Genomic DNA, 14,081 nt, shown 5'->3' on the forward strand with positions numbered 1-14,081 from the left:
TCCCGTCGTCGCCCTCCTCCGCGCCCCCTCCCCGTCCTGGACGACCGTCCGTACGAGGCGATGCCGGCCGTCGCTCAGCCCAGGACATGGTCCGCGAGGCCGCAGGGTGAGCGACTCGGTCTCCGAGGAGATCGCCGGGCAGGCCCTCGCCGGGCGACGCGACGACGTGGTCCTGGCGACGAGGTCCTGCGTGCCCATGGGCGACGACCCCGAGCACCCGGGGCCGGTCACGTCGCTGGATCATCCGCCAGGTCGAGACCTCCCTCCGGCGGCTCGACACCGACCGCGTCGACCTGTAACTGGTGCACCGCCACCCCCCGACACCGACGTCGTCGAGGCCCTCGGCGCGCTCGGCGACCTGGTCCACCAGGGCAGGATCCGCTACCTCGGCTCCTCCTCCCCCACGCTGCTGTCCGCCCGCCCAGAACTCGGGCGCACCGGCGACACCCGGAGCGCGCGTGATCCGGTGGCTGCCTGCCCGCGGCATCCTGGCCGGCACCCCGGAGATCGCCGCGCTCGCCGCCTTCTACGCCGCCACCTCTACCGACGCCAAGGCGGGACGCCTCTACGGCTCCCAGGGCCTCGGCCAGATGGGCGGCGCACCTGCCGAGCGGAGGCGCCACCCCCGCCTTCGCAGCGAGGACGAAGCCCGCCGCGTCCGGCAGGTGTCCGAGGGGCTGACCACGGCGCCCTTCCCGGTCGGCTGACGGTCGCGCGTCCCGGGGCCCGCACAGTGCGTCGTGGCGCGGGTCGATGTCGCCGGGGGCGCGGCTGGTGGAGTGGCCCGCTGGCCACTGCTCGCGTCGTGGAGGTCCGTCCCATGCCCGCGGTCGAAGCAGCCTCCGGGCGTCGACCCGCGCGCCGCGGACGTCCATGTTCGTCCAGGGCGTACTGAGCTGACCGTTAGGCTGACCGGACGTCGAGAGGCCCGCCCCGCCGGAGCGGTGCGGGCCTCTGACCTGCGTGAACACTGTCGAACTGACAGGATGTGAACCTGCGACCCCTCGACCTCCAGATCGGCGCGGTCTCTCCCGTCCGTTCCCAGTCGTGTGCCGGGCGCGCCCCCACATGCTGCCCGCGCACGTAGCACGCATGCCGTCGGGGACCTTTTGGTGGACCGATTCGACTGACAGCTGTCGTCGGGCTGCGCCACCACCCCTGCGTCGCGGGCTCCAGACGTGGGCGACCTCACGCAGGCGCCATCCAGCGCACGCTTCCCACGTCGTCGCCACCGTGTCCTGCCCGGAGCGCGGGAGTTCGTTCCTCCGGCGGGATTCTGCTGGTCGGAGCCCGGCTCTGGCGAGGTCGGCAGGAAGCGGGCGTACCGTCCCGGAGCCTGGCACCGACGACGATCGTCAGGGCACCCTGGGTAGGAGGACCGGCGGTCGAGGCATGGTCGGCCATTGCATCTGTGTCCTCTCGGCCGAGACACCGGGGAGGACCAAGATGACCGAGACCGATGGTGCCCAGGCAGCGAGTGGTACCGACGCGCTCGTCGAGCGGGTGGTCGGCGCCGTGATCGCCACTCTCGAGGTCGCCTCGATCCACCTGGGCTGCCGGCTCGGCTTCTATCGCGCCCTCGCCGACGAGGGAGACGCGACAGCGGGTGAGCTCGCAGTCCGCACCGGCACGGCCGAGCGCTACGTGCGCGAGTGGCTGGAGCAGCAGGCGGTCGCTGGGTTCTTGCGCGTGGACGACCAGGGAGCAGACCCGAGCGAGCGGCGCTATGGGCTTCCGGACGCCTACCGCGCGGTGTTCGTGGACGAGGAAGACCTCAACTACCTCACCCCGCTCGCCACGCTTGCCATCGGTGTGGCAAGACCGTTCGACGCCCTCTTGGCGGCTTACCGCAACGGCGGTGGCGTGCCTTACGAGGACTACGGCGCCGATGTGCGCGAAGGGATCGAGGGGCTCAACCGACCCATGTTCGTCCATCAGCTCGCCGACTGGCTCGCCTCGGTCCCCGAGGTCGACGCCCGCCTGCGGGCCGAGCCCCCTGCCCGCGTCGCCGACCTCGCCTGCGGGTCAGGTCGGTCGAGCGTTGCCATCGCCCGCGCCTACCCCGACGTCATCGTCGACGCCATCGACATCGATGCCGCCTCGATCGAGACCGCTCACGCCAACGTCGCTGCCGCCGGACTGGCCGATCGCGTCCACCCGGCCGTCCACGACGCCGGCGCTCCCGACCTCAGCGGCCGATACGACCTGGTCACCATCTTCGAAGCCCTGCACGACATGAACCACCCCGTCGACGCGCTCCGTACGGCGCGGCACATGCTGACCGGAGGAGGAAGCGTGCTCATCGCGGATGAGCGCGTCGCGGAGCGTTTCACCGCGCCCGGTGACGAGGTCGAGCGGTTCAACTATGGCTGGAGCGTGCTGCACTGCCTGGCGGTGGGCATGCTCGACGAGGACTCAGCCGGCACCGGGACCGTGATCCGCCCCGACACGATTCGCGCCTACGCCTCCGAGGCCGGCTTCAGCCGCGTCGACGTCCTCCCTATCGAGCACGACTTCTGGCGCTTCTACCGGCTCATCCCGTGAACCCAGCGGCGTGCTGCGGCGAGTCGCCTGCCACCAGGACCCCGCCGTGACGGCGCACTACCTGTGCCCGGAGCACGACGCCGTACGGGACGGCGGCGGGGGGTTCTCGGCCTGGTGCGGACTCTATGGAGACCGAACGGCCCCCGCGGAGCCGGCGGCAACAGCGCCCGCCGGGCACGAGAACGGGCCCCGACCTGCGTGAGCAGATCGAGGCCCTGCGGTCGGGCTGACAGGATTTGAACCTGCGACCCCTTGACCCCCAGATCGGCGCGGTCTCCCCCGCCCGTTCGGAGTCGTGCGCAAGTCTCGCCCGGAGATCCCGCCCCCGCGCATGGCGAGCATGCCGTTGGGGACTTTTCGGGGACTGATCCGGCTGGGAGCTGTGGCCAAGCTGAGCCACCGACCCGTAGCGGAGCACAAGAGCGCGACGGAGGTCCGGGCCAAGGGTGACCGGAGGTCATCGCGCAGCGACGCCGTAGGCGCCCTTGGGGCGGACCGGAGTCGTGCGGATGCTCGGCGAAGGGACGGCGGCGGAGGTGACCCGAGAAGTCCGAGCGCTCCGCCTGCCTTGCCTGTGCTCGCGATCCCGCTAGCAGTGAACGCTTAGCCGGGCCTGTGCCCGCATAGCGGCCGGCCTGAGCACTCACGAGCTCCGCCTTACTGAGTAGGCCGCGGGTCAGCCGTTGTATGTCTCAAGGTAGCGGGCATCTCATTCATCGGCTCCAACACGACATCGACATGATCGTCATGCAGAACTGGCGGTCCAGGTCGAACACGCGCGGCCGGGATGACCATCTGAACGTATCCCAGGGCGACCTCTGCATCTCCGACCTGGACCTTCAGGTCATTCACGACCATAGCTGTCATTGCGTCCATTTCGGGGGTCGCGCGCCCTGGGTGCAGATGAAGCGTGAAGGAGTCCCATGGCTTTGATACGACTTCGCCGCGGAGAAGTTCTGCCACCTCCTCGAGGTCGCGCAATTCTTTCATGGTGACCACGGCTGGATCAGGGACCGTTAGTCGGGTCGTTGTGTGGGCTTGGATTTCGTCGACGACCTCCACTAGTCGCGCGAGCGTGACCCATGGGTTGCGCTCCACCTCCACGGTCGGGAACGCAGTGCCTTCTGGAGGTCCAAATAATGGAACGATACGGAACAAATTGGGCGAACAGAGTGCTTTGAGCACTCGGAATCCGGCGACCACGTCTTCTGGACGCCGTCCACTTGGGTCGGAAGCCTCGAAATGGCAAGTTGTGGTCTGAGTCTCCAGGTCGAAGCGTATCTCCATCGTGAAGGCGTCGCGTTCCTCTGCCAGCAACGTTCTAGCACCGAGTTTGGACGTACCCTCACTAAATTCGACCTGACGAACGCGACTCTCCGCGACCGTAGCGCCTTGCGGATCGAGCACCTGCAGACGGAACTCGACCAGCTCACCCTTGCGCCTGGCGGGCGAGATCGTAAGCGACCCGGACTTCAGGGAGCCGCCGAGGCCGCCCGGCAAATCCATATCAACATCGACCGTGCCGTCGGGTGCGGTGAAGCCGACGCCGAACTTCGTGAAGTCGCGTAGCTTAGCCAGTAGTTCCGTGTCGCCGGCCGGGTCGATCCGCACCGACATGGGGACCGGCCGCTCAACAACGGACTCTGCGCAACGTGCGAAGACCCGCACGGTAACGGTGCGAGAACCGTCAGAAGTTTGAGCGGCGGCTACGAGCCATTCTTCCTCACGCGTCAGGTCCGTGTCGCCAAGGCTGATGGAATAGCGGTAGAACGGATCACTCCTGTTCAGCGCGTCATCAAGTGCAAGCAACCCGTCAATCGCCTCGGCGGGCTGAATCGGTCCGCCGCCAGTTAAGCGCTTCTCCAATCTGAGTATATCCGTCATGCTACTGAGCGCAGTCTCGAGTCGATCCCTCCCATCATGGAGGTAATAGTCCACGACGGTTGGATACTCCGCGGCTAGCGCATCGCAGAACGTTAACCCATCCCAGGCTTGACTGTATGAAGCGTCCGCACCTAGACCCCGGAACCAGAGGAGATTCTCCTTAGTCGGGTCGAGTGGCATCACGAGATGCCACTCGCGAACGTCGAGGGCCCTGACTAGCTCGGAGGCCGCCAAGCGCTCGTAGGAATCGACGATTTGCGTCTTCTGTCCCGTCGTCAGGTTCGCGCTGAACCTCTTCACCTGGTACACCGCGTGGCCATGTTCCAGGGGAACCAGCACGTCGATGCCAGCGTCCCCGCGCGACGGGCGGATGCGCGTGGCCGTAGGAAACTTGCGACATAGAAGCATCGCGACGACGTGCTCGACGTCCTCGCCGCTCTGTCGGGTCCACTCGACTCTCGCCACCCCTGCAGTCTGCCCTGCACTCCCCCGCGGCCGAGGACGACGCGCCAGCGTCGCCCACAGGCCGCGCGCCGGCGAAGCCGGCGCCTTGATCTCTAGAGAGGCCGACCCGGCAGTTGATGTCGCGAGTGGCGCCGTCCCTTCGGCCACCTACGGGAGTCGCTGCGGACTGCATCGGCCTCCCGTCTGGGCTGCGCCGCCACGGCGGCGGTCCCGCGATCCCGGTAGCCAACCTCTACGGTTTGTTCATGACCTTCGATGCCCACGTCCTCAAGGTGCTCATTGCCTCCCCCGGTGACACCAAGGAGGAGAGAGAGGCGGTTGAGCGCGCACTGCACGGGTGGAACGCTGACCGCGCAGAGCGCGAGCAGGTCGTGCTGCTGCCGCGGCGCTGGGAAACCAGCGCCGTGCCGCGGCTCGGTGCGAGCGGGCAGGGGATCATCAACGAGCAACTGGTCGACGACGCAGATATCGTCTTGGCGCTATTCGACAGTCGCTTAGGTATGGCGACAGAAGCTGCGGTATCAGGAACTGCAGAGGAGATTCAGCGCTCACATGCGGCCGGTAAGCCCGTGCACGTCTGGTTCTCAGAGGAGCCGATCCCAAGGGGTGCGGATCTTGACCAGGCGAAGGCTGTCGAGGACTTCAAGAAAACCCTGCTACCTCTCGGCCTTCTCGGCGCATATGCGTCTCCCGACGACCTCGCATACAAGGTGCGACAAGCCATTGAGAGCGACCTCGATCGACTTGGCTTAGGCGCGGTGGTGCGGCGGGCGCCCGCAGAGAAGCACGCAGTGTTGCGGGCGCGGTACGAGTCTGATCGTGAGCCGAAGATGGACAATCGGGGCAGGGTTGCTTACAAAACGACCCGCGAGCGTCTCGTTGTTAAGAATAGCGGTAGCGCTCCAGCGATACGCGTGCGTGTGGAACTCAAGCCTCTAGGTGAAAACTCTAGACCGCCAGCACTCTTCGATCGAGAGCAGATCGCCCCGACGTTGATACCCGACAGCGAGTTCTCTTGGCCCCTGCTGATGAGCATGGGCACTGGTCGCGTGTTCGAGGTGAACATCACTTGGAGCGAGGGCGACGTCGAATACTCCGAGTCGCAGCACGTTGCGGCTTGAGCGCGTCACAGGACGACCCAGGTATTGCCGTTTCGCTCTTCATCAAGCATGGGTCGGTCGTCGTCGGTGACTCGAAAACCTAATAGCAAGAATGAGAGGCGTGTGAAGTGTACATTTTTACAACGCGATCCTATGTTGAAAGCATTACTCCCGCTATCGTTATCGCTGGGTCAGCGCTTGTGTTCACGGTTGCCTCGTTTTGGTGGCTCAACGCGCGTCGGGGTCGTCTCACGATGACAGAGGTCCGCATCTTTTCTGCATACATCCGCAGCGACCTCTCACTGTTGCGCTTACCGATTACGCTGTTCAATACGGGCGCGAGTGCGCTAGTCGTTGTAGACTTGCGCCTCCAGATGCAGAGCGGTGAGTCGAGGGCCACGCTTGCGACAAGAACCTTCCGGACAACTATCCGACCCGGCTCCGACGACGTGGACGACTTCCCCTACCCGTATGCCGTGGCCGGCAGATCGGTAGTCACAAGATTCGTCGAGTTCACTGGAGACGCTCGGGTTATGGCTGCGGGTAAGCCTGCAACTATTCAGCTTGAGGCGCTGATTGATCGTAAGGGATGGCGCGAGATTGGATCGTCGACTGTTCGGCTTGATTGCGTAGCCGACCCTAAGCAGTACATCACCTACTCGAACGATCCCGCACATTGGCGTGACGGGCAATTATCGCGCGCAAGTCGCGCCCTGGAGGATGTCAGGGCGGAATTAGAGAAACTTCCGAACTCGGCTTCCGGCCGCTGACCAACGTTCACGACCGCGCGTAGGGCTCACTGGAGGGAGGGCTCGTTATCATTCGGCGTTCATGATCCCAACCTCGTGAACTAGCGCCGCATCGATGCACTCATGTTGAGCTAGAGGGTCAGGACGACGACGCCGGCGACTGATGACGGCAAAGTCGCTGTTACTGGCCGACCTGCGAGCAGATCGTGCAAGTAATCGGGCGGCGAGGTCCGCAAGCCTCTCAGAATGTTCGGGAAGTACGGCTCATACAGATGCCCACGATCGTCGGGCAGGTCTTTGTAGACCTGGTCTGGCGCAACCCGGACATCACCAACGTCCACCGAGAGTTGACCGGCTCGAACTTCGATCACCCGCTTGAGCAGGTGTCGCGCAACTGCGTTCGCACCGCGCTGATCCTCATACAGGAACTGCTCAAGGTCCGCCGGCAAACTCATTCCAGCGAGAAGCGGCGGCCGCGTGTCTTGGTTGGGGTCTCCTAGATACTCGAGAGGAATCGCCTGTCGGATGCTGAAGTCGACCGGAAGCGCTGCCGCATGTGCCGCGATGATGCCTGGTTGGAGCGATACGGTCGCAGCGTGACAGCGAGCGCAGTCGCCCTCCTCGTGAGCATCGCACGCAAATTGCGCTCGAAACGCCTTCGAGCCGAGATACAGGCAATACACCGGTGGCACGCTCAACGCTTCGGCTGCCGAGAGAAGGTCACGCAGCTGCGCCCCTCCACGGTATCCGTAGTCGATGCGCCAAGGGTCAGCGTGCAAACGTTTCGCCTGAACGAGCATTCCGAAGGCAGTTCCGTCTTGATCGAGCCACCACCAGAGCCAGTCTGCGCCAACCGCGCCTTCTTGGACTTGGTTGAACGGTAGGGCCCTCATAGCTGGCCATGCTTGTTCCAGTAGTAGGTCGGTCAGGGTGGTTTCATGCCAGGCGTGGCCCATCGCGTCGACCCTGGTCACGTGGGTTTCTACCGCTTCGCGAGCACGGACCAGAGCCGCGCGGAAGTCCAGTGCGTCGTCCATACCGCTTAGATCCATGACCGACATGATGAACTACGCCGCCGATGGATGGGCGCATACGACTCCCTCCGAACGTCCGGCTTAGGCTCCACCCCCAGCGGGAACGGTCGGCCCCCGAACTGTCGACTTCTGCGCGCCTGTCCGGTCACCGGGCGGCATGCCGTTCTTCTTCGCGCGCAGTTGCTCGCTCGAAGCAGAACCCGAGCGGGTAAAGCTGCCGATCCAGAGGAGCCGACGACATGCGGCCGTGCGAGCGCCCTCGGCGGAACACGTTCGCGCCGTGCTACAGGCCCTGATCGTCGTGCCAGTAAGGCGGGGCGTCCTGGCATGGCGCCCGCCGTGGGGGGCGGATTGTGTGGAGCCGTCGCGTTCCTCCTAGCGTCGATCGCTGACAGGATGACGCTGTGCAAGCGACGACGGGACCGGCTCTGCTCCTCTGGGATGTGGACCACACGCTGATCGAGAACGCCGGCGTGAGCAAGGAGAACTACGCCCTTGCCTTCGAGCTGCTCACCGGGCGGCCGGCGACTCACAAGGCGACTACCGGCGGGCGGACGGACGTGGTCATCATCGAGGACCTGTTGCGGTCCCACGGCATCGATCCGAGCGGGTACACGTCTGAGGAGCGGTATGCCGCTCTTGTGGAGGCGGGCCGGCGTAACCGCAGTCGCCTGCAGGAGCGTGGCCACGCGCTGCCGGGAGCCGCGGAGTGCCTCGTTCGGCTTGCGTCCGAGGCGGGGGTGCGTCAGTCCGTGCTCACTGGCAACGTCGAGCCGAACGCGCGGGTCAAGCTCGGTGCCTTCGATTTGGATGAGTGGCTCGATTTCTCGGTGGGCGCGTTCGGCGAGGAACACACCGTGCGTTCTCGTCTGGTGCCCGTGGCACAGGCGAAGGCGCGCGACGCTTTCGGGTTCGATCCGGCGCGAGACGTCACGATCGTCATCGGTGACACGAAGCTCGACGTGGAGGCGGGCTTGGAGGGCGGCGCTCGAGTGATCGCCGTGGCGACTGGCGGCTCGTCGTTCGAGGAACTGCGCACCGCCGGTGCTGACGCCGTGCTCGGTGACCTCACCGATGTGGACGCGCTCATCGATGCCGTGCACGAGTTGATCCACATGGGTGCAACCGGGCCCCGCGCCTATGAGCCAGCTGGCTGATACGACTCCTTCCAGAGTCTGTCGAAGCTGCCGGCATAGGTCGCGAACAGGTCACCTGCGTCGGACTTCCGCAGGTGCAGGGCCGGCGCGAGATAGCCGTGCAGGCCGTAGACGTGGTGGTTGACAATCATCTGGTCGTCATACCGATAGATCGAGTTGTAGAGCGTCGTGTGATGCAGCCTGTACTGGACGCCGGGAGCATTGATCAGGGGTGCGTAATAGGCGTTCGCCATGCGCACTCGGCCGACGAGCCCGTCGGTCATCTGCTCCTCTTCGCCTCGTAGGTGAATGGCTGGCGCGTCCGGGTCCCCCATGGCGATCCGGACCTGCACGCCGATGCTCGCCTTGTGCGCGAGAAGAGTCACCGTTTCGGGGTGGTCCTCGACCAGGTGGAGCGCGGCGTACGTCGCGAGGTCGATGGACTGCGTCGCCCCGATCAGGAGGTCGCGCCACAGCATTTTCGGTACCTGAGCGCGGTGAGCGTAGAAGCCGATCACCTCGCCGTCGCCCGCTCCCTGCTCGGCTCGATCGAGCTCTGGCCAGAGCCATGACGGCGGAACGCCCAGCAGTTTCGCCGCGCGCGTTGCGGTTGTCCGATGCGGCGTGCGGTCCAGTGTCATCCACCGTTGCGCCGTCTTCGGGTCGACGCCGATCTCGTCCGCGAACTCGGCGACCGAGAAGCCAGCGGATCGGACCGCGCTGCGGAGCTTGTCGTTGCTCATGCTGCCCCCTAGGACGGTTGGTCCGCCAGTAGGGACACTTGCACAGGCGGAAACGTCCCCACAAGTCCCGGGTCCGTCGTTCCAAAGTCCCCAGGCTCCGCGGTGGGCTGTGCGAGTGGGGGTGACCAGCACCCCTCGTCCCACGGAGGAGGCGGTCATGGCGATCGCGCGGCGGTTCAAGATCACGCACGACGAGGTGTTCCCCTACGGGGCGTACCTCATCTCCGAGGTCGGGCCGGTGTTCGACTTCGAGAAGTCGACCAAGGACACCAAGGTCCAGCAGGTCGACAAGGACACCGGCCTGCTGCTGTGGTCCGTCGACGTCCTGGACGCCGACCCGGACGCGGGCCGCAAGTCCCGCACTGTCTCGGTGAAGATCGCGGCGAAGCACCAGCCCGTCCCGCCGCCCCCGGATCCGGCTTCGCCGTTCCGGCTGGTGGTGTTCGAGGGGCTCTCGGCGCTGCCGTACATCGAGGAATCGGGCAACTTCTCCCGGATTGCGTGGTCGTTCAAGGCCGACGACCTGACCGCCCCCGCACGCGCTCCCCGCTCGGTGTCCGCACCGGCCGCGACGCCCGGAGACGGGAAGGCGGCCTAACCGTGAGCGTCGTGGCGGTGGCCGTGGTGATCGCCGCGGTCGTGATCCTGCTGCTGCGCACCAACCAGCTGAAGATCGGCTCGGCGGTGGTGTGCATCCTGCTCGGCCTGGTCCTCGGTGCCACCCCGGCCGGGCCCGCGATCAACGAGGCCGTCAACGGTGCCGGGGCGTGGCTGTGGGCTCAGGTGACCGAGCTGTGAACCGCATGGGGGGTGACCGCCGCGACACCGGCCCGGTCCGGCTGAACATCGCCCGCGTCCGCCTTCCCCTGACCGCCGTCGTCGCGGCGTGGGTGGGCCGGCGCCTGGCGGCGGGTGTGTGGTGGGTGCTTCGCCGCCCGGGAGCCGTCACGGTCGTTGGGCTCGTCCTGGTGGCCCTGTGGGTCACCGTCGCGCACGGGCCGCTGCCGGTGCTCGCTGTGGTGGCCGTGGCCGGGTCGACGCTGCTGATCTGGTCGCACGTGCACCCCGGCTCGTTCGCGCCTGTGGTGGTGTGGCGCGCCCGGGGACTGTGGCGGGCCGGGTCGGTGTACCGGTGGGCGTGGCAGCCCGCCATGGTCGCCACCGGCCTAGCCATGCGCGTTGACGGCACCGAGTACCTCCCCCGGATCGTGTCGGTCTCCTCCACGCAGTCGGTAGACCGGGTGCGGGTGCGGATGCTGCCCGGCCAGACTCAACCGGACTGGGCCACCAACGGCCAACGCCTGGCCCAGACCTTCGGGGCCGTGGACTGCCGCACCCGCTCCGTTCCCGGCAAGGTGCACGAGCTGGTGCTCTGGTTCCTCACCGCCGACCCCCTCACCCGGCCGGTGGCGCCGTTCGAGCCGGCCGACCCGCCGGCGTTGAAGGGCCTGCCGGTCGCGAAGGGGGAGGACGGGCAGATCCATCGGGTCCGCCTCCTCGGCGCGCACCTGCTCGTCGTCGGGGCGACAGGGGCCGGGAAGGGGTCGGTCCTGTGGTCCCTGATCAACGCTCTGTCCGCCGGCATCCGCGACCGGCTGGTCCAGGTGTGGGCGATCGACCCCAAGGGCGGCATGGAACTCGCCGCCGGCGCAGACATGTTCGCGAGGTTCGTCTACGGCGGCACCCCCGATGGTGGCGACGACACCGCATACGAGGTGCAGTTCGCCCAGGTCCTCGAAGACGCCGTCACCGTGATGCGTCGCCGCCAAGCCGCCCTGCGCGGCCGGGCCCGCCTGCACACCCCGACCACCGATGAGCCGCTGATCGTGGTCATCATCGACGAGCTCGCGTCCCTGACGGCGTACATCAACGACCGCGACGCCAAACGACGCATCACCGCCGCCCTGTCCCTGCTGCTGTCCCAGGGCCGCGCCGTCGGCGTGTCGGTGGTCGGGGCGGTGCAGGACCCACGCAAGGACATCATCTCCATGCGCGACCTGTTCCCCACCCGCATCCTGCTGCGCGTTACCGAACCCGAGCACGTCGCACTCACCCTCGGCCAGGGGGCACGCGACCGGGGCGCGACCGCCGACCTCATTGACGACGCGACACCCGGTGTTGCGTACATCGGGCAGGACGGCGTCCCTGAAGCAGCACGGGTGCGGTTCACCCACGTCACTGACGACGACATCACCACCCTCGTGCAGCGGTATGCACCGCGAGCCGCGGCGTTGCTGCCGGGCGCGATCGCGGCGGTGAGCTGATGCCCGGGCAGTGGCCGGCGCGGTACGACCGGGTCCACCTCCCGCACGGGTGGATGGAGAACGGCTCCTGCCTGCAGCGCACGGACTTGCCCTGGATCGTCGACCGCCCCACCGCCACTGAGCGACTGGAGATGGCGACGGTCTGCGGCAGCTGCCCCGTCCTTGCGCAATGCCGGCTGTTCGCCGTCGGGGCCCGTGTCACGGCCGGCTTCTGGGCCGGAGCGCCACGCGGCGATCAGCTGCTTCAGATCCCTTCGCAGGCGGACCCAGTGAGCCGGCCGGTGGCGGGCTCGAGCGACGTCGGAGGTGCCGCGTGACGCGCCTGCCGCTGACCATCACCGACGACATGGTCCATGCCCTGGCGGTCAAGGAAGGCGTCTGCGTGCGCCCGGTGCTGCGGCGCGTCACCGACGTGACCACCGGCGACACCACCGTGGTCGCGATCCGGTGCGGGTCCACCAGGGAGGCCAAGTGCCCCCCGTGCGCGACCCTCGCGCGCCGGCTGCGAATGACCCAATGCGTCGAGGGGTGGCATCGCGACGACGAACCAGACGCACCCGCACCGGTGACGACCGAAGGCGACGACGACGTCGAGCAGGTCGACGTGCCGGCCGCCGGCGACGGTGCCGGTGAGCGTCGGGTGCGGTCGACCCGGCGGAGAATGGACGCCCCGGACCTGCCGCGGGTGCCGGTCGAGGCACGCACGATCGGCCGGACGTTCACCGCTCCCAGCGGGGTCACCTACCGGCCGTCGATGTTCGTCACCTTGACTCTGCCGTCCTACGGCAAGGTCATCCCCGGCCGCGGTGTCCCGGTTGACCCGGCCAGGTACGACTACCGGCGCGCCGCCTTGGACGCCCTGCACTTCTCCAAGCTTGTGGACCGGTGGGTGCAGAACCTGCGCCGCGGCGCCGGCTACCAGGTCCAACACTTCGCCGCGGTCGAGCCCCAACGGCGCCTGGCACCTCACCTGCACACCGCCCTCCGTGGAGCGATCCCGCGGACCACTATCCGGGCCGTCACCCGGGGCACCTATCACCAGCTGTGGTGGCCACCCTTCAGCGACGACGACGTCGTCTACGACCGCCGGCACCCGGTGTGGGAACCGGAGACGGCCTTGTACGTCGACCCGGACACCGGGCTGCCGCTGCCATCCTGGGCGCACGCGCTCGACGAGCTCGACGCCGACCGCGACGCGAGGCCGGCGCACGTGATGCGGTTCGGCACCCAGGTCGACATCAAGGGCATCGACGGCGCCAGCCCCGACGCCGACCGGGCGGTGCGATATCTGACGAAGTACCTCACCAAGGCGGTCACCGACACCTACACCGACCCCGAGGGCGAGCACGTCGACGTCGCCTACGAGGCACACATCGACCGGCTGCACGCGCAGCTGCGCTACTTGCCCTGCTCCCCGGACTGCGCCAACTGGTTGCGGTACGGCGTCCAACCCCAGAACCCTGGTCCTGGACTCGTCGCTGGCCACTGCCCGTCCAAGGCGCACGACCGCGAACACCTCGGCCTCGGGGGCCGGCGCGTTCTTGTCTCACGCAAGTGGTCCGGCAAGACCCTGACCGAGCACCGTGCAGACCGCGCCACCGTCGTCCGCCAGGTCCTGGAAGCGGCAGGCATCGCCGCTCTGGAAGCCGGCCGGCTCTCGGCGGAGGTGCTCGACCACGACGGAAAGCCCCGATTCGTGTGGGAGGACTTGCCGGTCGGTGGTCGTGACTGGGCCACGGTCGTCGCCGGCAGCGTGATGGAACGCCGCCGGTGGCGTGAGCAGTACGAAGAGGCGAAGCGGGCCAGCGACGACGAGGGACCGCCTGTGGACAACCGTTCGGCAACCACCACTGCCGCGACGCACGCGGCATGACCAAGGCGGACGACATGGACGATCACGAGCTGATGACCACGGACGAAGTGGCCGAGTACTTCCGCGTCAACCCCTCGACGGTCCGCCGATGGAGGCTTGACGGGGTCGGGCCTCGGTTCGTGAAGATCGGCAGCGTGTACCGCTACCCGCGCCAGCTGCTCGACCTCTGGGTCTCGGCGCGGGTGGCCCAGAGCGAGGCGTCGTGAAGCGCGACCTGGTCCCTCCGCTGGGTGCCAAGGTCCACAGCGACGTCAGGGCGAAGCCGTCGACGAACCACGGCACGCGGTAC

Annotated in this window: 13 protein-coding genes and 1 pseudogene; 11 read left to right on the top strand and 3 right to left on the bottom strand. The window is 67.2% G+C overall.

Translation table 11 applies throughout. The features are described from left to right. Positions 1-109: 109 nt before the first annotated feature. From CAE01nite_RS18640 to CAE01nite_RS14380, 3 genes and pseudogenes are all read left to right on the top strand, one after another. A pseudogene (locus tag CAE01nite_RS18640) lies at positions 110-400 on the top strand (aldo/keto reductase); the annotation flags it as partial. Between the two features lie 58 nt (positions 401-458). Beyond that, positions 459-707 (top strand): Rossmann-fold NAD(P)-binding domain-containing protein, encoded by a 249-nt coding sequence (locus CAE01nite_RS18240; RefSeq protein ID WP_186816600.1) that lies wholly within the window; start codon positions 459-461, stop codon positions 705-707. 739 nt (positions 708-1,446) lie between these two features. Further along, entirely contained in the window at positions 1,447-2,544 is a 1,098-nt protein-coding gene (locus CAE01nite_RS14380) for an SAM-dependent methyltransferase (RefSeq protein ID WP_146905964.1), read from the top strand. 657 nt (positions 2,545-3,201) lie between these two features. Here CAE01nite_RS14380 and CAE01nite_RS14385 read toward each other — a convergent pair. Further along, positions 3,202-4,893, bottom strand: coding sequence for a hypothetical protein (locus tag CAE01nite_RS14385; RefSeq protein ID WP_146905966.1), 1,692 nt, complete (start codon positions 4,891-4,893; stop codon positions 3,202-3,204). Positions 4,894-5,138: 245 nt separating this feature from the next. On the opposite strand from CAE01nite_RS14385, the gene CAE01nite_RS14390 reads away from it, so the two are divergent. After that, positions 5,139-6,014 carry a DUF4062 domain-containing protein gene (locus CAE01nite_RS14390; protein WP_146905968.1) on the top strand — a complete coding sequence of 292 codons (876 nt, stop codon included), beginning with the start codon at positions 5,139-5,141 and terminating at the stop codon, positions 6,012-6,014. Positions 6,015-6,873: 859 nt separating this feature from the next. Here CAE01nite_RS14390 and CAE01nite_RS14395 read toward each other — a convergent pair. After that, entirely contained in the window at positions 6,874-7,779 is a 906-nt protein-coding gene (locus CAE01nite_RS14395) for a DUF6615 family protein (RefSeq protein ID WP_146905970.1), read from the bottom strand. A gap of 401 nt (positions 7,780-8,180) precedes the next feature. On the opposite strand from CAE01nite_RS14395, the gene CAE01nite_RS14400 reads away from it, so the two are divergent. Then, entirely contained in the window at positions 8,181-8,933 is a 753-nt protein-coding gene (locus CAE01nite_RS14400) for an HAD family hydrolase (RefSeq protein WP_146905972.1), read from the top strand. Here the strand turns inward: CAE01nite_RS14400 and CAE01nite_RS14405 are convergent. Further along, the gene (locus CAE01nite_RS14405; protein ID WP_146905974.1) at positions 8,915-9,655 is read right to left on the bottom strand and encodes a helix-turn-helix domain-containing protein; all 741 of its coding nucleotides are present in this window, start codon (positions 9,653-9,655) and stop codon (positions 8,915-8,917) included. The genes CAE01nite_RS14400 and CAE01nite_RS14405 overlap by 19 nt on opposite strands. A gap of 121 nt (positions 9,656-9,776) precedes the next feature. Between CAE01nite_RS14405 and CAE01nite_RS14410 the strand changes: the two genes are divergently transcribed. The 6 genes from CAE01nite_RS14410 to CAE01nite_RS14435 are packed head-to-tail and all read left to right on the top strand — an operon-like array spanning position 9,777 to position 13,998. Further along, positions 9,777-10,253 (top strand): plasmid replication, integration and excision activator, encoded by a 477-nt coding sequence (locus CAE01nite_RS14410; RefSeq protein ID WP_246131227.1) that lies wholly within the window; start codon positions 9,777-9,779, stop codon positions 10,251-10,253. A gap of 2 nt (positions 10,254-10,255) precedes the next feature. Next, the gene (locus CAE01nite_RS14415; protein ID WP_146905976.1) at positions 10,256-10,453 is read left to right on the top strand and encodes a hypothetical protein; all 198 of its coding nucleotides are present in this window, start codon (positions 10,256-10,258) and stop codon (positions 10,451-10,453) included. A 5-nt stretch (positions 10,454-10,458) separates the two neighbouring features. Beyond that, positions 10,459-11,919 (top strand): FtsK/SpoIIIE domain-containing protein, encoded by a 1,461-nt coding sequence (locus CAE01nite_RS14420; RefSeq protein WP_246131246.1) that lies wholly within the window; start codon positions 10,459-10,461, stop codon positions 11,917-11,919. A gap of 53 nt (positions 11,920-11,972) precedes the next feature. Then, on the top strand, positions 11,973-12,236 hold the full coding sequence (locus tag CAE01nite_RS18970; protein ID WP_371862906.1) for a WhiB family transcriptional regulator: 264 nt from the start codon (positions 11,973-11,975) through the stop codon (positions 12,234-12,236). Next, a complete protein-coding gene (locus CAE01nite_RS14430) occupies positions 12,233-13,792 on the top strand; it encodes a replication initiator (protein WP_246131228.1) in 1,560 nt (519 codons plus the stop codon). The genes CAE01nite_RS18970 and CAE01nite_RS14430 overlap by 4 nt, the downstream gene beginning before the upstream one ends. After that, positions 13,789-13,998 (top strand): helix-turn-helix domain-containing protein, encoded by a 210-nt coding sequence (locus CAE01nite_RS14435; RefSeq protein WP_222595945.1) that lies wholly within the window; start codon positions 13,789-13,791, stop codon positions 13,996-13,998. The genes CAE01nite_RS14430 and CAE01nite_RS14435 overlap by 4 nt, the downstream gene beginning before the upstream one ends. Positions 13,999-14,081 lie beyond the last annotated feature (83 nt).

The organism is Cellulomonas aerilata (genome assembly GCF_007991755.1).
GTDB classification, from domain to species: Bacteria; Actinomycetota; Actinomycetes; order Actinomycetales; family Cellulomonadaceae; genus Pengzhenrongella; species Pengzhenrongella aerilata.